The following is an 18,051-nucleotide window of genomic DNA, read 5'->3' as shown; positions in this document are numbered from 1 at the left end:
TTATAATCCCGTTGTTCAACTATTTACGGAAAACCAAAATAAATTTTAAAGAAAAAGGAGGTTGCGGTGATGCGACAAAGAATATTTTCCTTCCTAATGATGAATCTCGGGGCATTTCTTGTTTCGGTGAATGTCCATTTTTTCTTATCGCCTAATAATTTAGCGACAGGGGGAGTCAGTGGATTGTCGATCATCATGAACGATCTGTTCCCAGGGATCTCCCTTGGGCTGTTCATGATTATCATCAATATCATTCTATTTATCGTCGGTGTGATATTTCTTGGTTTTAATTTCGGTGCGAAAACGATTTACGCGAGTTTCGCCCTTTCATTCTATGTCTGGCTACTTGAGACAGTTGCTCCGATGAGTGCACCATTAAGTGATGATATCTTGATTCAACTGATCATTGGTCAGTGCATTGCCGCAATCGGTATGGCGATTGTGTTCAACCAGCAGGCATCAACGGGTGGAACGGATATCGTGGCCCTGATCTTTAATAAATACTTCAATATAGATGTTGGCCGAGGCGTATTATTGGCGGATTTATCCATCGCCACGTCCTCAGCCGTACTATTCGGACCGCAAGTCGGAATGTATGCATTCTTCGGTGTCATCCTGAACGGATTGGTCATCGATTATGCACTGCAGCAGTTCAATTCAAATAAAGAGATTGTGATCATCAGCCGCTACAGTGATGAGATCAAGTCGTACATCGTCCACGAACTTGGAAAAGGGGCGACGATCCATACGGCAACGGGAGCGTTCACGTCCGATGAAAAGGAAGTCATCACGACCATCCTTGGACGCAAGGACTTCTCCAAGCTGAAAGGCTTCATCACCCAGGTCGATAATCGTGCGTTCATCACGGTTCACACAATGAACGAAATCCTTGGACAAAACTTTAAACGATTAGCATAGAAACGAAACTCCACCTGCTTCACTTATAGGGTGGAGTTTTTTTATCGTGGCTCGCAAAAAAATATAGGAAAATATTCCATTATTCCTGTATAAATAGAAGGAGGGGGGTGGAAATATGGAAAAGGAAGAACTGAAGAGGTTGGAACAAAAAATCAACTTTCTGGAAAAAGAGCTTTATCTCGTGAAACGGCAGTTGATTCAGGCAAAAAGTGAAAACGAATCAAGCGTCATCCAAAAAGCAGAGGTCCACACAGAACCTGAAAAACCGATTCCTGCTGAATCAGCACAACCCATCATGGAAAAGGAACCATTTGATTTCTCCGTCGAACGCTGGCTCCCGAAAGTATTCTTGTTCGTTTTATTAATAGGAAGCATTTGGGGATTCATGGCTGCTTCCCAAAACGGCTGGGTCTCACCGGGGTTCCGGGTGTTGACGGGTGGTGTGATCAGTATCGTGATGTATGCGCTTGGTGAAAGGTTCAGCCGGGATCAGCGTAAATTATCGATCACGCTTCTTTCGGGAAGCATTGTCCTCGCCATCATTACGTTATTTTCGGCTAATATCCTATACGGCTATGTCGGAGGACTCACCACGAATCTCTTATTGATCCTTATCATTTCTGTGGGACTATGGGCATCTCATAAGCATGGTTCTCAACTGATTCTTTGTTTGATAGGAGCAGGAGCATACCTGTTTCCGTTCATTTTCGCCGGGGATGAGCGGAATGAATGGCTGTTTTACGGCTATGAGCTTGTGCTGTTCTTTGTATTGATGACGTTCAGCACGTTGAAAAGGTATCGGATTGCCTGGAATATTCATTATTATTTGCTGTATTTTTCACTGTTTTTCTTTGCGGCCTTTGGAGTTGGGGAAATCACACTGACGGTCCTCATCCCATTTGCGATTCAGCACGCGTATATCCTGCTGCTGATCGTCCTTAACCGGGATGAACGGGTGAACGCTGAGATGATACCGGCCCTGGTGACAGGCAGTTTCATCCTTCTGGGACTGCTGAATGATGTTTATACGGCGGTGCCTCTTGTCTACTATGTCATCTTTGCAGCCGTTTATATCGGGGCAGCCTTTATTGAACCGAAGGAAATGAAGAGAACGAAGGATACTTTGCTCGTCCTCGGCTTCCTGCATATGCTTCTTTTCCTGTTTGAGCTGTTTGAATATGATTGGCGCTTCGTGCTGATTGCCATACAAGCGAATGCCCTTCTGTGGCTTGCGGGGAGAAGAGAGAGCTATGTTGGGTTTGCAGGTTCTTTCTTGTTGATGCTGCTCTCATTCCTTGGAATGGTGACGGGATCACAAACCGACTTCTTTGCGATTGAACTGCCGATTTTTATCCTGGCATTTCTCTATGTCTATTTGTTTTCCCATTTCAATCAGCAGGCATCCTCTTTCCTGAACGTCTCAAAGACGACGATGAAAGTCGTGTTGACCGGGCTCGTGATGTTTTTCATCCTGAGGTTGACGGAGTTCATCGTGATCGGCTGGGATTACACCCCGCGGACGACTGCCTACACCGTCGCGATTGCTGCCCTGTCCATCGGGTATCTCATTTATGGGGAAAGCAGGAAGGACATGTTCTACCGGTGGGTGGGAATCATTTTCCTTGCACTGGCTCTGTTGAAGTTTTTCCTTGCGGATCTCGTGTTTCTCGATTTCACGATCCGTGCCATGATCCTGATTCCAATCGGCGTGATCGGCCTCGTGCTATCAAGGATTCTCTATAAAAAAGAATAAACACATTGCAAAAGCTTTCAGAATAATTATATAATAGTGGTATCAACATTCGTGTAATGAAAAAGGAGGTGGAATTGAGATGAATCGTTCTGTAGGATTGCGTGGGAAGTATTTAGACTATATTTACATTTGCCGTGCAATTTTTCATGCATTTGCGTTCAAGGGGACACGTATGCCCTTTTTCAGCAAGTGAATATGAATACTGAACGGTAAGAGGTCTCAATTCCAATCACTTTTCTATAAAGAATCGGAAAAAGGGGGGCGTTTTCGCTCTCTTTTTTTGTCCCTTCTTTTATTAAAGGGGAAGTGCGGTGCAGTAAAGTCCCGCATTTCTGTAGAGCCATGGGCGAGCCTTCTGCTCCCCCATGGCTTTTTTTATGAACCTCTTACCTCTGAATAGATACATGAAAGGAAGAGGAATATGATTATTTGCAGCGCACAGGAACTAAGTAAAATGTTTGGTGGTCATTTGATATTTGAGGATTTAAGCTTCGAAATACCCGAGAAAGCCCGGATTGGCCTTGTAGGACGGAATGGGACAGGAAAGACGACCATCTTTAAATTATTGTCAGGGGTCGAATCTCCGGATAAGGGACTCATCCATCTGAAAAAAGGGGCAAAGGTTGGGTACCTGGCTCAGATTCCACAATATAAGGCAGGTACAAAAGGAATCGATGTTTTACGTTCTGCGTTTTCGGAACTGATCCAGATCGGTCACCGGTTAAAAGAGCTGGAAACCAAAATGGGGAATGAACGGAACCCGGATACCCTCAACCTATTACTGGAAGAATACGGAAATCTTCAGGATCAATTCACCCTTTCTGGAGGATATGAGATCGAGTCCGATATTGCGAAGATCGTGAACGGCCTCGACCTCGGGGAACTGGTCGAGAAGGATTTCAATGCGTGCAGCGGCGGGGAGCAGACAAAGCTTTGTCTTGGCTTGATCCTACTCGAGAAGCCGGACCTGCTGCTTCTTGACGAACCGACGAATCATCTGGATATCGGGGCGGTTGAGTGGCTTGAGGACTTTTTGAAAGAATATGACGGAACCGTAGTCTGCATCTCCCATGACCGCTATTTCCTCGATCATGTCATTACAAAGGTATATGACCTGGAGGACGGGGAGCTGACCATTTACCATACGAACTACTCAGGGTTTGTGAAGGAAAAGGAAGAGCGCCTGATGATCGAGTTCCAGGCGTATCAGGAGCAGCAGAGGAAAATCAAGAAGATGAAGGAGGCCATCAAAAGGCTGAGGGAATGGGCAAACCAGGCGAACCCTCCGAATGAAGCCCTGCACAAGCGGGCACGGAATATGGAGCGTGCACTGGAGCGGATGGAAAAGATCAAGCGACCGGTCCTGGACCGGAAGAAGATGGGGCTGGAATTCGATGAAACCGATCGGAGCGGGAAAATCGTCTTTTCCATGGAAGAAGTGACGAAAGCCTATGGGGAAAAGATCTTATTCGAAAAAGCCTGCCTCCATGTCCATTTCAAGGACCGCACAGCGATCGTCGGTCAAAATGGTACCGGGAAATCGACGATCATCAAGATGCTCCTCGGGGAGGAGTCAGCGGATCATGGCGTGGTGAAACTCGGAAGCAATGTGAAACTCGGCTACCTGTCGCAACACTTTACTGTCGCTGATCCGTCTGTCAGGCTGATTGATGCGTTCAGGGAAGAAGTGGCGGTAACGGAAGGGGATGCCCGCCATATTCTCGCGAAGTTCCTGTTTTATGGACCGAATGTGTTCCGGAAGGTCGGTCAGCTGAGCGGCGGGGAGAAGATGAGGCTCCGGCTTGCCCAGCTTATGCATCAGGATATCAACTTCCTTGTCCTCGATGAGCCGACGAATCATCTGGACATTGATTCAAGAGAAGTATTGGAGGATGCTCTGGAGGATTTCAAAGGCACGATCCTCGCCGTCTCCCATGACCGGTATTTTTTGAATAAGCTGTTTAAGAAAACCTATTGGATTCACCGTGGTGAGCTTTATTTCTTTGACGGGTCTTACAGCTGGGCGAAGGAAAAGCTGCCTGAACTCGCACCGGAAGAAGAGCCTGTCGTACAGGTGGTGAAGGAAGCAAGGCCAAAAGCAGTCCCGAAGAAGCCTTCACGAACGATGGAAGAAATCGAAGCCGGGCTTGAAAAGGTGGAAGAAGAGATTTTTGTCATTGAAGAGAAGCTTCTCTCACAAGGAGACCTGGATGTCATCCAGGCCTTGTACAAGGAAAGAGAACAGAAGGAACGGGAACGGAACAAAATGTATCAGGATTTAGAAGAATTATTGGCATAGGAAAAGGGAGGTGACGGATGGAGTCATCTCCCTTCCAATTTTTCAGAATACATTCGTATAATGAAACAAAGAGAGGATGAGAAAGCATGGAAACCAAAGAAGTGATCATCATTGGAGGAGGTCTGTCAGGTATCATGGCAGCGAGAACGTTGATGAAAAAAGGGGTAGAAGATATCCTCATAGTCGAGAAGAGCAGAAGTGTCGGTGGCAGGCTTGCCACAAGGCGGATCGGGGAAGGGAAAGCAGATCACGGAGCCCAATTCTTCACTGTCCGTTCACCGGAGCTGCAAGAGGATGTAGAGAAGTGGCTGGAAGCGGGTTGGGTGAAACGCTGGTTCGGCACACCTTATCCAAGATACACATCCGCGTCCGGCATGAATGCCCTCGCGAAACAACTGGCAGGGTCCATCCCAGTCAAACTGAACACCAGGGTATCTTCCATTCGAGACGGGAGGGACGGACCTCTGGAAGTGGAACTTGAGAATGGCGAAAGGATCACCGCGAACCATTGCATAGTGACGGCTCCCGCACCCCAGGCGTTACAGTTGGCTGCAGGAATTGCACCACCGGAGGTCTCCACAATTTCTTTTGCCCCATGCTTCGTAGGTATGTTTACCTTTGAAGGATCAAGCAGCATTCCTTCACCGGGTCATGTGGATGAAGGGCTTCCTGACGGTGTGGAGCGGGTGGTGGATCACGAAAAGAAAGGCATTTCTTCCACTGTTACGGTCAGTGTGTATATGACAGGGGATTGGTCGAAGCAACATCTAGACATGGAAGAGGACAGCATTTTAGTTCCCATCCAAAAGGTTGCCGAGGGTTTTCTTGAAAAAGAAAGCAGGGTGACAGGAGCTCAGTTGAAACGGTGGAAGTATGCCGAAGCAGAAGCTGTGGTACGCACCCCTTTTGTGGAAATGGGCCACAAAGGGCGGATCATCCTATGTGGTGATGCTTTCCTCCGGGAGAATGATGAAGCCGGACGCACGCGGTTTGAGAGTGCCTACTTATCAGGGATTTCAGCAGGCAACAGGGCGGCAGAGAAACGGTCATGAAAAGGGTCAGTCCGTATAACGGCCGTATCCCTGACAAACACTACAAAGAGTTATATAAACTAAACGTTAAAAGCAGGGGAATCTCATGAACATCCAATTAAGACAGGCAGCAAAAGAGCAACTGGACACCATCATGGACGTGTATATCAGGTGTAAACATGATCTTGATGAGAAAGGGTTGCTGCAATGGAATGACGAATATCCAAGCAGAGGCTATCTTAAGGAAGAAATGAGTGACAGGAACCTTTATGTATTAATGGTGGACGGTGAAGTCGCAGGGTCCGCGACCCTCAACGAGTGGCAATCACCTGAATGGTCGGACATCCCATGGAAACTCGGAAACGAATGGGTGATCCATGCGCTGTTTCTAGACCCCCTTCAGCAAGGAAAGGGATTGGGGACGATATTCATGAAAAAGTGTGAGGAACTGGCTGGGGAAAAAGGGTATGAAAGTATCCGGCTGGACGCCTATTCCCGGAATACTGGGGCGAACTCCCTCTATGAGAAACTCGGATATGAATACCGCGGCTCTGTCTACTTCACCTCTAAACCTGAAGGGCATCAGGAGTATCGGTGCTATGAAAAAGCGGTCACCCTCTAAAATTCAACGGTTGTTCAAATGTACCAAGGAAAAAGGTAGGAGGAAAATGATATACTTCAAGGTACAGTATGCGCTGAATAAGATAGCAGGGAAGCGATTATATTGACACCGATTTGGGATGAGGCAAGAGCCTTTATTGAACAAATGTTTAAGGAACTGAATAAAAGCGAAGCGGACATGGCGATCCGCCTTCAACATATAGAAAATGAAATTGCTGCAGAAGGAACGTATACCCATACACACGAAGAACTGGTCCATGGTGCGAAGATGGCTTGGAGAAACAGCAATCGCTGCATCGGCCGCTTGTTCTGGAACTCACTGAACGTATTTGACGAACGGGAAGCTGCCTCAGAGGAGGAAGTGTTCCAGGCGCTGGAGCGTCATTTGGAATATGCTTCAAACGGGGGAAGGATCCGTCCGACGATTACGGTATTCAGGCCGTCACATCGGGACAAGCCTGACATCCGGTTGTGGAACCATCAGCTGATCCGATATGCGGGCTATGAGGAAGACGGTCGATATTCCGGTGACCCCCATTCCATCGAATTCACTCAAAAATGCAGGAAACTTGGATGGGAGGGGGAGGGGACAGACTTTGATGTTCTCCCCTTGGTCGTGCAGATCGGGGATCAGCCTCCGGAGATGAGAGAAGTTGAGCCGCATCTTGCCCTTCAGGTACCTCTTCGTCACCCTGAATTTGACTGGTTCGGGGACCTTGGACTGAAGTGGTACGGCGTCCCGATCATCTCGGACATGGAATTGAAAATCGGTGGGATCTCATACAAGGCGGCACCGTTCAACGGCTGGTATATGGAAACGGAAATCGGTGCGCGTAATCTTGCCGATGAGAACCGCTATAACCTGATTCCGAAAGTGGCAAGCTGTATGGGCCTCGATACATCGAGAGCGTCCACCTTGTGGAAGGATAAGGCGCTGATCGAATTGAATATCGCTGTGCTTCATTCATTTAAAGAAATGGGGGTAAGCATCGTGGACCACCATACGGCTGCCCAGCAGTTCCGCCTTTTTGAGGAAAATGAGAAAAGTGCCGATCGTGATGTAACCGGTGACTGGACCTGGTTGATTCCGCCCGTATCTCCTGCCACGACCCATATATTCCATAAAGAGTTCGATAACACATGGCATTCGACCAATTATTTTTACCAAGATAAACCTTATTAAGAGAAGCTGTTTTCTGTCCTGTGCAGAAGACAGCTTTTTTTGCGCGTTAAAAAGTGAACGGCGGCCGCTTGGACACTTCATAATATTGAAACCAGAATCTGAACTCGTCGAATAATACGGGACCATCGAATGTAAAGTTCTCAAAGAAATCCTCAATTAATCCGGTATCGGCATCATCCATGATCCCGGTGACATAAAGGGGAGTCTTAAATCGTTTGTACAAATCTTCATATCCATAAAAATGAAACAAATCTTCCAACTGCTCCTCATTCATGCTATCACCTTCCTTACTAGTAGGGTTTCTTTTTCTTCTAAAAATATCCATAAAAAAACAGCATCGGAAGGGTTCCGTGCTGTTACTGTCAGGACTTCAATTCAGTATAGACGACCAGCCGTTTGCTGTAATTCCGTGCAGAATGGTCAAAGTCCCCGGTACAGGTAATGAGATTGAGAGAGCTTGCAGGGGAGTAGCCAAAGATGGATTTCATGGGGGCATCATCCCATGGGTATTCCTTCTTTTCCATGACCACAAAAGTTCGCTCTTCACCTTCTTTATTTTTGACGATGATTTCATCGCCCTTTGAAAGTTTATTCAGCTTATAAAAAACGGCGGGACCATTTCGGCTGTCCACATGACCGCCGATCACGGCATTACCAGGTTCGCCGGGCTTGTAACCACCCTGATACCAAGCAGTCGTCTCAAAACTTTCTGTTACGGCCATTTCACCATTTTCCTTCAATCCTACAGCTTCTATTGATGTGGAAACATCGATGGCTGGGATTTCGATCGTAGCCGGTACGATTCCGCTTCTTTCATCTTTAATGATCGTATCTGCAAATGGAGAAGGCGAAGTGGTAGTACTGGCCATCTGAGTTGTCGGTTTTTCCTGAACCTCTGAGGTTTTCGCCTTTTCTTCAGTGGGATTTGAACTAATTCCTGCAGAACACGCAGAAATGGGCAATAGTACAAGCACAAGCAGTACAACCCTCATAGTATACATTATGTGAAGCCACTCCTTTCATCTTCACACTGGGGGACGGACCTATTATAGGTCCGTCCCTCTCATGTTAAAGATTATTGTTTGTGTGAAGCGTATTTTTTCATTCCAAGGGTTGTACCACCCGCGATGATCAGCAGAGCTGCAAGAAGGTATTCGAATGGGAATTCATTGTTGTCAGCCGTTCCACCCATACCAGTGTTCGGCATTTCAGAAGGCATGTTTGCTTTGAATTTGTCTGGGAATTGGTCAGCAAATGCTCCTGATAAACCTTTTGCAGGATTCAGCATATGCTCATACGCCATACGGATTCCATCCCATGCTTTATCATAGTCACCAGCCGCGTAGCTGTCGAAAGCACCAATCAGTTGTTCAACGTGCATTTGAAGACCATCTGCAAGAGCGTCAGATTTTAAACGGCCGTCTGTGGCTGTTTCAAGGAATTTAGAGAATTCAGCACGGTAGCCATCAAGATTCTTGATTGCTTCTTCTTTTGCGGCTTCATCTTTAGCGCCGGTCGCTTTTACATAATCCACGAAGAATCCGATATGTTTTGACCACATGTCTTTGAATTGGTTTCCTGCCTCTTCACCATATACAGAAGCAATCGCTGCGGATAGGTCTTCCGTATTGGCATTCAGGGCATTAACGGAAGCATCGAAGTCTTTAGAACCGTCGATTCCATTCTGCATCGCCATTGTCGCAAGGGCAGCATGCTCTGTTAACAGATGGTTAAGCGTAGAGCGTAAATCCGTTGCCGGAGTCACGGCCATCGTGTTTTCGAATTTGTCCGGGTATTGGTCCGTAATGGCACTTGATAGTCCTTTTGCTACCATTCCCATATGTCCGATCGCTTCACGTTCGTATTCGTAAGCTTTCTCATAATCTCCTGCTACATAACTGTCAAAGGCACCGATGAGCTGGTTGATATGCATTTGAAGTCCTTCTGCCAAACTATCGGATTTTAATCGTTCACCTGTTGCGGTCTCAAGAAAATTAGAGAATTCTTCTTTATATCCCGATAGATTCTTAAGGGCTTCATCTTTGGCAGCCTGATCATTGGCACCGGTTGCTTTCACATAATCAACGAAGTATCCGATATGGTTCGTCCAGATCGTGTTGAACTGATTCCCGGCTTCTTCACCATATACAGAAGCGATTGCGCCTTTTAAGTCGGCTGCATTATCATTTAAAGCACCGGCTGCTGCGTCGAAATCTTCAGCGCCTTCTGCTCCGCGTCTCATCGCTTCAACCGCTAAGTATGCATGCTCTGTAAGTAGACGATCCAATGTGGTTCTTAATTCGCCTGCCGGCGTATCCACTTTCGTCATAGAGTGATCTTCACCGTTGTGTGCTGATACCGCACCTGCAGTTGGAATCAGTAGTGTCATGCTTAATGGGACGGCTAAATAACTTTTTTTCATTTTCATAATGGTATCTCTCCTTTTGGTTTTTATATTTTCATAGAGCTAACGACAGAAGTTGAAACATGGATCACTTTTTTAAAAACTTTTTTTAAATTCTTTTTAATGTGCAAAAAAAAGCCCGGCAGTAAAGGGCTGCCGGACGGGAAATGATGGTTGAAATTATTTTAAATGTCGGATGCTAATACGATGTCTCCCTGAGGGAGTTTACTATTGGCATCGGGTTCAAGGGTGATCGCCACCGTATCCCAATCCTTCTTAGTGAACTCTTCGTTGAATTTGAATACAACCGAACCTTTTCCATCCTTGCTCGTGACGAATGTACCGGCGCGCTCAGGTTGATCATCTTTAATGAGCCAGACCTGATACACCTCTTCATTTGAAAGTTCCTGAAGTTCAGAAGCCTGGACGACCATGCTTGTTTGTGCACCCTGCTTGATGATGCTTGCGGTTCCCTTGGCATTTCCATTAACTGCAGCCAGATCGACATATTGTACGACCTGATCAATCGTTGCCTGTTCCACGACTTCATCCTGATCTTCAAGCTGTGAAAATAAATAGGCATTCCCGATCAAGGAAAGGAATAGAGCGGCAGCGACAGAAGGGAGGAACCACGTTTTCTTTTTCTTTTTGGATGAAGGCTCGGCATTTGCGGTCCGTTTCTCTTCTCCGAGGATGCCCGCCATCACACGGTCTTCCAGGTCCTTGGGAGGTTCGACAACATCAGATGCGAACGGCATATAGTCCATTAACTGCTCCAATTCATGAAGCTCCTCCTGACACTGGGGGCAGCTCTTCAGGTGTTTCTCAAATTGAGCTTTCTCGAGTTGGGATAAATGTCCGTTGTAGTAATCCAGTAAATGATCGCATTGTGGTGTGGTCATTCGAATGTACCTCCTTTCCCTTTTAGACACGTGTGTAAATGTTTGAGGGCCAAACGGATCCTTCCTTTAACCGTCCCGAGTGGGGTGTCTGTGGATTCGGCGATGGATGCTTGAGTCAATCCTTTATAGTAGAATAATTGAACGATTTTTTGCTGGTCCTCTTTCAGGGAATGTATGCAGTCCCTTATCGCGTTCCCTTTCTCTTTCCATTCGAGTTGTTCGGCGGGCGTTTCATAGGTGACCTGAAGGGAGTCTTTCTCTATATATTCGACCGATTCATGTTTCTTTCGTCTGCGGATCGCATCGAGACAGGTGTTTCGTGTCATCGTCAATAACCATGACGAAAACTTTCCTTTGCTATGGTCATAAGGGGAATGCTTCTTCCATAGCTTCATGAAAACCTCCTGGATCACTTCCTCGGCGATTTCACGGTCTCCTGTCATTTTATATGAGAAGGAGTAAATTAATTTTTCATATCGCTGATAAAGCTGTCGCAGTGCAGCCGGATCTTTTGCCAAAACGTGTTGATACAGTTCTATATCCTGTGGGTCATTGGGCATAGTACGCTCCTTATATCTGACATATAAAATAAGAATACTAAACAACGGAGCGGAACTCAATTTTAATAAGCTAACGAGGGTAGTAAGGACTTGGATCACGAATGTTTGAAAAAATGGTAGTGGGGTAAATTGAGAGGTTGTTTGGCTACAAAAAAATCCCCCAAAGGAATGGGGGATGGCTTCTTTCTTATTTTACTTTTTGCAGTTTGTGAATAACGGATAGGGAACGTCCTGTTCCGATGGCCACTGATTCAAGCGGGTTGGGAGCTAAGTGAACCGGTACAACGATTTCCTGGCTCAACCAATCTTGAAGACCGTTCAATAGGGCTCCACCACCAGTCAGAATCACACCGCGGTCAACAATATCACCACTCAGTTCAGGAGGACAATTTTCCAACGTCGCACGGATCGTTTCCAAGATGTGAAGGAGGGATTCCTTCAATGCATCCTGAATTTCATTTGATGATAGTTCGATTGTTTTAGGAAGACCAGTGACAAGATCACGTCCACGGATATCCATCGTTCTTTCCTCATGGTCAATCAAAGCTTGTCCTACTTCGATTTTCACCATTTCAGCCGTTCTTTCACCAATCAGAAGATTATAACGTTTACGAACGTACTGGACGATATCTTCATCCATTTGATCTCCACCGATACGGATTGTGTTACAAGAAACCACACCACCGTAAGAGATGATTGCAACTTCCGTCGTTCCACCACCGATGTCCACGATGACGTTGGCAACAGGCTCTCCAACCGGTAAGTCTGCCCCGATCGCAGCGGCTACAGGTTCTTCGATAAGGGTAACGGATTTCGCACCGCTTCCTCTCACAGCATCCTGAATCGCTCTTCTTTCAACACTTGTAGCACCAGAAGGCGTACATACGACAACAGTCGGTTTGCGGATAGAAAATCCAAGTTTTTTACTCGCTTTTTTCATGACTTGCTTCAACATTTCAGTCGTCACATCAAAGTCGGCGATCACACCATCTTTAAGCGGGCGTACGGCCACGATCTTTCCCGGTGTTTTCCCGATCATGCTTTTCGCTTCAGTACCAACCGCCAATACGGTTTTGTTTTCAGTGTCAATTGCCACAACAGATGGCTCATTAAGTATAATTCCTTTATTTTTACTATAAACAAGTATATTTGCTGTTCCTAAATCGATCCCAATTTCAGAGTTTGATAACATCAGTATTCCTCCAACTATAAGAATTCTACACACTATAACCTTCTATACAGTATAGGAGATTTTCGGGGGTTATGAAGGTGGAGATATTTACCACCGACAAATTGTTACAAACTATGACAGATATGAAAGCGTCCCTCAAAAAATGAAACGTTTCTATAGAGCCTTTTTGTATACCCCGTTGTGTATAGAGGGACGGACTTTCCCTTTTTGTTCGTTAAAAAAATTTAAACGTTCTGTAATAAACATAGGGGTGATTTTAACTAGTATTTTAGGATCGGAGAGGGTGGACGTAGGGGAATGGTGTGAGGTTATTGTCGGAATGTGGAAGAATCGTGGTCTATGAAGGGCACCGGGACATTTTGTATCAGCGAAACGTCCACTTGCCGCTCAATAAAAAGAGAATGCCCAATCTCTAAGGCACCCTCTCATTATTCTAAAGCGTAAACCGCTCCAACTCTTTCTTCATGTCTATCGTCATCTTGTTCAATTCGCCAACTTGCTCATTCATACGTTCAAAGTATCGAAGCTGTTCTTCCGTTGAGGAAGAGATTTCTTCTGTACCGGCGGCGGTTTCTTCCGTGATGGCTGAAATGTTTTCAACGGCGGCGATCACCTGATTGGTTCGTTCGGAAGAAGCAATCATTCCCCTCTCGAGCTTGGCGAGATTATCGAATATAGTAGAAACATTTCCAGAGATCTCTTCAAAAGCCTGCTCCGTCATACTCATGGAATCAACCTGCTGGGTGGAAAGGGTCTTCCCTTTATGGGAAGCATCCATGATGGACTGAATGCCCTGTTTGATGTTCCCAACCATGCTGCCGATCCGCTCTGTTGCAACGGAAGAGTCTTCCGCAAGCTTCCGCACTTCCTGGGCCACAACGGCGAAACCTTTCCCGGCGTCTCCAGCACGGGCCGCTTCGATTGCTGCATTCAGCGCAAGGAGGTTCGTTTGATCGGCAATTTCCCTGACCGCCTGGGCGGCATTCTCAATTTCCCCGGTATATTGGGCGAAGGATTCAACCGAATTCATGATCGAGGATGAAGATTCGGCAATCATCTCCGCAAATTCTTGCTGCTTATTTAAGGAAGTTCGACCGTTTCCGACCGAGGTCATCGCAACTTTGCTGCTATCGGAAGATTCTGCACTCTGTTCGACATTCCGGGCAAAGTCATCACCCATCACAGCCATAAGGGAAGCGGTGGACTGGATATCCTCAGAAATCGACTGGCTTCCTTTGGCGAGCTCTTCGGTGGAAAGTGCCACCTGGTTGCTGCTTTCCGTCAGATTCGACATTTGAGAGCGGACATCCTGAGTGAATCTTTCTACATTGGATCCGATGTCATGAACAGATTGGACCGTTCTCCGAAGATTTATGACCATATGGTGAAACGCCGTTTGCAGCTTATCGACTTCGAATCTGCTGTTCTTTTCCATCGCTGAGTCGATGGTGATCGTTAAATCCCCTTCGGCCATTCTCTCAGCGTTTTCTACCATCCGGTTCAACGGCTTGACGATTCTTTTTGTAAGCAGGTTCGATGCTAAAAGAGAGAGAAAGATCGTCACGATAAAACCGATGATGGAAGCCCAGACGATGAATTGAATTTCATTTTTGTTTTCTTTTAATAAACCTTGGTACCAATCATTGGTTTGTTTGTTCAGTAGATACATATCGTTCAGAACGCCTGAAATACGTATCGACTGCCGTTTGATCTCTGCTTTGTTCATTTCACTGAGAGCGGAATCCGAAGCAGACTTCAGTTCGGTGAATTTAGTCTCGATGGAAGACAGGGTCCGTGTTTGATTCTTAACAGAAATGAGTTTCTTCAACTCAGTGGTTTGAGCTGTGGTTTGTTCCAATAAGCTTTCGACCATTTGTTTATTTTCTTCCGTCGAATTGACCGAGTAGTTCGATAGGGCTTGTTTTGTAACGATGAGATCCCCTCGTAATGTTTCCGTTTCAAGCAGCACCTGCACATCTTCCTTTGCAGAATTCTGCAGGGAAATCAGCTGCGATACGATGTAGCCGATGATGATGGTCGAAAGGATAAGGGGGATCAGCCCCAAGATCAGTAATCGTTTTTTTAGTGGCATGACTTTGCTCCTTAGGTGAATTTATGGCATGTTGATCGTAATATCTCCCGAGATGATTTTGTTTTTAGCCTCTTCCAGTGTTTTTGTTTCCTCCTGAGACAGACTGGTGACGCGGATCGGCGCGAGGCCGACACCGTCTTCTTTAAGACCGAGTTCATAAGCATGCTGAGAGATTTTTCCGTCCTTGATAAGTTCTTTTGTGAGATTAAAAACAGCGCTGTCGACTTTTTTGACCATGGAAGTGACAACTGATTTTTCGGCAATGAAATATTGATCCGAATCGACTCCGCCGGACAATTTTCCTGCTTTTTGAGCAGCCTGGATGGCCCCGACCCCTGTAAAACCGGCAGCCGGGTAAATAAAGTCCGCGTCCTGTTTCATTTGTTTCTCTGCAATCTGCCTGCCGAGTTCTGCGTCACCGAAATTATCGGCATTGTCCTTTAACACTTTAATAGTGGGATTGATATATTTTGCACCCTGTATATAGCCTTGTTCAAAGCGTGCGATGACCGGTACATCGGCTCCGCTGATGAATCCGATCGTTCCTGTCTTGGATTTCATGGCGGCAACCATGCCGAGAAGGAAGCTTCCTTCATGCTCTTTAAACGTAATCGACGTAATATTATCCATCTCTGAAAAACCGTCAATCAATAGGAACTGTTGATCGGGATTTTCAGCTGCCACCTTTTCCAGGGCATCCTGAATCGAAAATCCAAGACCAATCACAAGTTCATGATCCTGTTCCACCAGTTCCTGAAGGGCACCTTCAAAATTTCCGTCCGGAGCTTCTCTATAATCGAATAGAATACCTAATTCGTCACGGGCACGTTCAAGCCCCCTGAAAGCAGAATCATTAAATGACCCGTCCCCAAGACCTGTGTCCGAGAGAAGGATCCCGATACTATGCTGTTTCTCTGTGCTGGTTTCTTCTGTCATAGGCGTAGAACACCCTGCTGTAATAAGCATGATCAGAACAAACATACTGATTATATTCTTCAAACCGTAACCTCCAAATATGGTGATAATAAGACATTTAACATGTCCGTACCTCTGTATTATCGGAGGGACGGACCTATTTTGAAGGGGGATGGGTAAAAAATATGGGGATGAACTGGAATGAGGTTTGTGTAATTGCGACAGGGTTACGGTAGGAGGCTTTGGAGTTGTTCTCGTACAAGACTCGGTGGGATGGAGTTTGAGGGAAGGGAAAACGGATTTATTGGCGATTGCCACAATAAAAAAAGAGATGCTTATAATAAGCATCTCCCTCCAACTAATACGCTTTACGGAAAAAATCCGCAAGCTCTTCACTATGTTTTTTGCGTGCTTTACGGTGCTCGGCACGATTTTGGGCTGTTTCATTCAGCCATTTCTCTTCTTCTGTTTCCGGCACGACTTCAGGGATGATCGCCGGCTTATTTCCTTCCAGGGCTACAAACGTCAAGAAGGAAATGGCGGCAACATTGGTTTCTCCTGTCAACAGGACCTCAGAGGTCACCTTCACACAAATTTCCATGGAGCTGCGCCCGGTATAAGTGACCATCGCTTCCAGTGTAACAGCGTCGCCTACTTTGATGGGCTGAAGAAAGTCGACAGAATCCGTGGAAGCCGTTACGACGGGTTTGCGGGCGTGACGGGTAGCGGCAATGGAGGCCACGTCGTCTATATAGGCCATCAGTTTTCCACCGAACAGCGTACCATGATGGTTCGTATCAGGTGGAAGAACGTGGGTCGTTTTACTCGTTTTCGTTTCTTTCATGGTCTTTTTTTCTCTCAATGGTTTCACCTTCCGTTGTCAATGTGAAAAAAGATTACTACCTTATACTATTCACTAAATGGCGTCGGGAGAAACATAAAAATGTCAAAAAGTTATAGAAATATACTAATGATGATGGCTGTGATAAAGCTTGCCAAGGTTCCTGCAAGGATGGCTTTCAAGCTTAGCTTGGACACCATCGGCCGTTGAGTCGGCTCTAAAGAACCAAGTCCGACGATCAGCTGACCGATGGAAGACAGGTTGGCGAAATTACAAAGAGCGACTGAAAGAATCGCAACCGTCTTGGGTGAAAGCTCGCTCATCATTCCTGAAAGCTCTTTGTATGCCACAAATTCGTTCACAGAAAGCTTCGTCCCGATGATGGACGCTGCACGGAATGCTTCATCCATCGGAATGCCGACGAGTAGTGCCAATGGATAGAATACGTAACCGAATACTGTTGAAAGACTCGTATCGACGAGTCCCAATAATCCATTTACAGCGGCAAGGATCCCGATGAACGCAATCAGAAGTCCACCGATATTAATTGCTAATTGTGTACCGCTCAGGGCTCCTTCGGATATCGCTTCGAATACATTCGTATGAGTGGTCTTTCCTAATGAAATGTCTCCATTTGTTTGAGATTCTTCCGTTTCCGGCTCGATGATCTTCGAGATGACAAGGGATACGATGGGAACACTGAATACAGATAAAAGAAGGAACTTCATATCGATCCCCATCAACGAGTATCCGATCAGGATGGCTCCGCTTGCTGAAGCCGTTCCCCCGACCATGACGGCAAAAAGCTCGGAGCGTGTCAATTTCACTAAGTAAGGCTTGATCAACAGGGGAGCTTCCGCCAATCCAAGAAACGAGTTCCCGATTGCATTAAAGGATTCCACCTTTGTCGTACCCAGGATTTTTCCAAGTCCAATTCCGATATATTTCACAAAAAACGGGATGATCCGTAAGTAATAAAGAGCAGAGATTAAAGCTGAAATAAAGATGATGGCTCCTAACACATTGATGGCGAACACGAATGAAATGTTCGTCCCTTTTTCAAAAAAGCCCCCGAACACAAACATAATTCCTTCATTGCTGTAATCAATGACCTTCTGGACACCGAGGGCGGCTTTCTTCAAGACTGTTTGCCCAAATGGAACCTTCAATACAAATAAAACAAGCAGAAATTCAAGGCAGATGCCGATGACGATCGTCCGCCATTGGATGGCTGAGCGTTTGCTGCTCAGAAGCCACGCCAGAAATAAAACACCAAGTAATGATAGGATGCCATACACTAAACTCACAATACCAATCCTCCAAATAGTTTCTCCATCGAA

General features: G+C 46.1%; 17 protein-coding genes. 7 read left to right on the top strand and 10 right to left on the bottom strand.

Going from position 1 to position 18,051, the window contains the following annotated elements:
• Nucleotides 1-69: 69 nt before the first annotated feature.
• The 7 genes from ATG71_RS01645 (at nt 70) to ATG71_RS01615 (ending at nt 7,805) form a co-directional block, all read left to right on the top strand.
• A complete protein-coding gene (locus tag ATG71_RS01645; RefSeq protein WP_098438141.1) occupies nt 70-918 on the top strand; it encodes a YitT family protein in 849 nt (282 codons plus the stop codon).
• A gap of 115 nt (nt 919-1,033) precedes the next feature.
• Nucleotides 1,034-2,671, top strand: a complete 1,638-nt coding sequence (locus ATG71_RS01640) for a DUF2339 domain-containing protein (RefSeq protein WP_098438140.1) — start codon at nt 1,034-1,036, stop codon at nt 2,669-2,671.
• A 79-nt stretch (nt 2,672-2,750) separates the two neighbouring features.
• On the top strand, nt 2,751-2,864 hold the full coding sequence (locus tag ATG71_RS23610) for an RAxF-45 family protein (RefSeq protein ID WP_098351140.1): 114 nt from the start codon (nt 2,751-2,753) through the stop codon (nt 2,862-2,864).
• 228 nt (nt 2,865-3,092) lie between these two features.
• A complete protein-coding gene (gene abc-f, locus ATG71_RS01630) occupies nt 3,093-4,970 on the top strand; it encodes a ribosomal protection-like ABC-F family protein (RefSeq protein WP_098438137.1) in 1,878 nt (625 codons plus the stop codon).
• Nucleotides 4,971-5,056: 86 nt separating this feature from the next.
• A complete protein-coding gene (locus ATG71_RS01625) occupies nt 5,057-6,022 on the top strand; it encodes an NAD(P)/FAD-dependent oxidoreductase (RefSeq protein WP_098438134.1) in 966 nt (321 codons plus the stop codon).
• Between the two features lie 85 nt (nt 6,023-6,107).
• Nucleotides 6,108-6,623: a GNAT family N-acetyltransferase gene (locus tag ATG71_RS01620; RefSeq protein ID WP_098438131.1), complete on the top strand. Its 516-nt coding sequence runs from the start codon at nt 6,108-6,110 to the stop codon at nt 6,621-6,623.
• A 99-nt stretch (nt 6,624-6,722) separates the two neighbouring features.
• Complete coding sequence (locus tag ATG71_RS01615; RefSeq protein WP_286163113.1) at nt 6,723-7,805, top strand: nitric oxide synthase oxygenase; 1,083 nt, start codon at nt 6,723-6,725, stop codon at nt 7,803-7,805.
• 46 nt (nt 7,806-7,851) lie between these two features.
• Here ATG71_RS01615 and ATG71_RS01610 read toward each other — a convergent pair whose 3' ends face one another.
• The 10 genes from ATG71_RS01610 to ATG71_RS01565 form a co-directional block, all read right to left on the bottom strand.
• Nucleotides 7,852-8,079 (bottom strand): hypothetical protein, encoded by a 228-nt coding sequence (locus tag ATG71_RS01610; protein ID WP_098438126.1) that lies wholly within the window; start codon nt 8,077-8,079, stop codon nt 7,852-7,854.
• A gap of 88 nt (nt 8,080-8,167) precedes the next feature.
• Nucleotides 8,168-8,806, bottom strand: coding sequence for a class F sortase (locus ATG71_RS01605; protein ID WP_286162885.1), 639 nt, complete (start codon nt 8,804-8,806; stop codon nt 8,168-8,170).
• A 74-nt stretch (nt 8,807-8,880) separates the two neighbouring features.
• Nucleotides 8,881-10,233 carry a copper amine oxidase gene (locus ATG71_RS01600; RefSeq protein WP_098438123.1) on the bottom strand — a complete coding sequence of 451 codons (1,353 nt, stop codon included), beginning with the start codon at nt 10,231-10,233 and terminating at the stop codon, nt 8,881-8,883.
• A gap of 161 nt (nt 10,234-10,394) precedes the next feature.
• Nucleotides 10,395-11,111: an anti-sigma factor gene (locus ATG71_RS01595; protein ID WP_098441688.1), complete on the bottom strand. Its 717-nt coding sequence runs from the start codon at nt 11,109-11,111 to the stop codon at nt 10,395-10,397.
• Complete coding sequence (locus ATG71_RS01590) at nt 11,108-11,671, bottom strand: RNA polymerase sigma factor (protein WP_098438120.1); 564 nt, start codon at nt 11,669-11,671, stop codon at nt 11,108-11,110. Before ATG71_RS01590 ends, ATG71_RS01595 begins: the two co-directional genes overlap by 4 nt.
• Nucleotides 11,672-11,858: 187 nt before the next feature.
• Nucleotides 11,859-12,863 carry a rod-share determining protein MreBH gene (gene mreBH, locus ATG71_RS01585; RefSeq protein WP_060671430.1) on the bottom strand — a complete coding sequence of 335 codons (1,005 nt, stop codon included), beginning with the start codon at nt 12,861-12,863 and terminating at the stop codon, nt 11,859-11,861.
• Nucleotides 12,864-13,296: 433 nt separating this feature from the next.
• Nucleotides 13,297-14,955: a methyl-accepting chemotaxis protein gene (locus tag ATG71_RS01580; RefSeq protein WP_098438118.1), complete on the bottom strand. Its 1,659-nt coding sequence runs from the start codon at nt 14,953-14,955 to the stop codon at nt 13,297-13,299.
• A 21-nt stretch (nt 14,956-14,976) separates the two neighbouring features.
• Complete coding sequence (locus ATG71_RS01575; protein ID WP_098438115.1) at nt 14,977-15,954, bottom strand: BMP family lipoprotein; 978 nt, start codon at nt 15,952-15,954, stop codon at nt 14,977-14,979.
• Nucleotides 15,955-16,228: 274 nt separating this feature from the next.
• Nucleotides 16,229-16,732, bottom strand: coding sequence for an acyl-CoA thioesterase (locus ATG71_RS01570; protein WP_098438113.1), 504 nt, complete (start codon nt 16,730-16,732; stop codon nt 16,229-16,231).
• Nucleotides 16,733-16,824: 92 nt separating this feature from the next.
• A complete protein-coding gene (locus tag ATG71_RS01565; protein WP_098438109.1) occupies nt 16,825-18,018 on the bottom strand; it encodes a NupC/NupG family nucleoside CNT transporter in 1,194 nt (397 codons plus the stop codon).
• Between the last annotated feature and the right edge of the window lie 33 nt (nt 18,019-18,051).

Source organism: Bacillus sp. es.034, from assembly GCF_002563655.1.
Lineage (GTDB): Bacteria > Bacillota > Bacilli > Bacillales > Bacillaceae_B > Rossellomorea.
The sequence above is the reverse complement of the archived record's forward strand: the minus strand, read 5'-3'. Positions and strand labels throughout refer to the sequence as shown.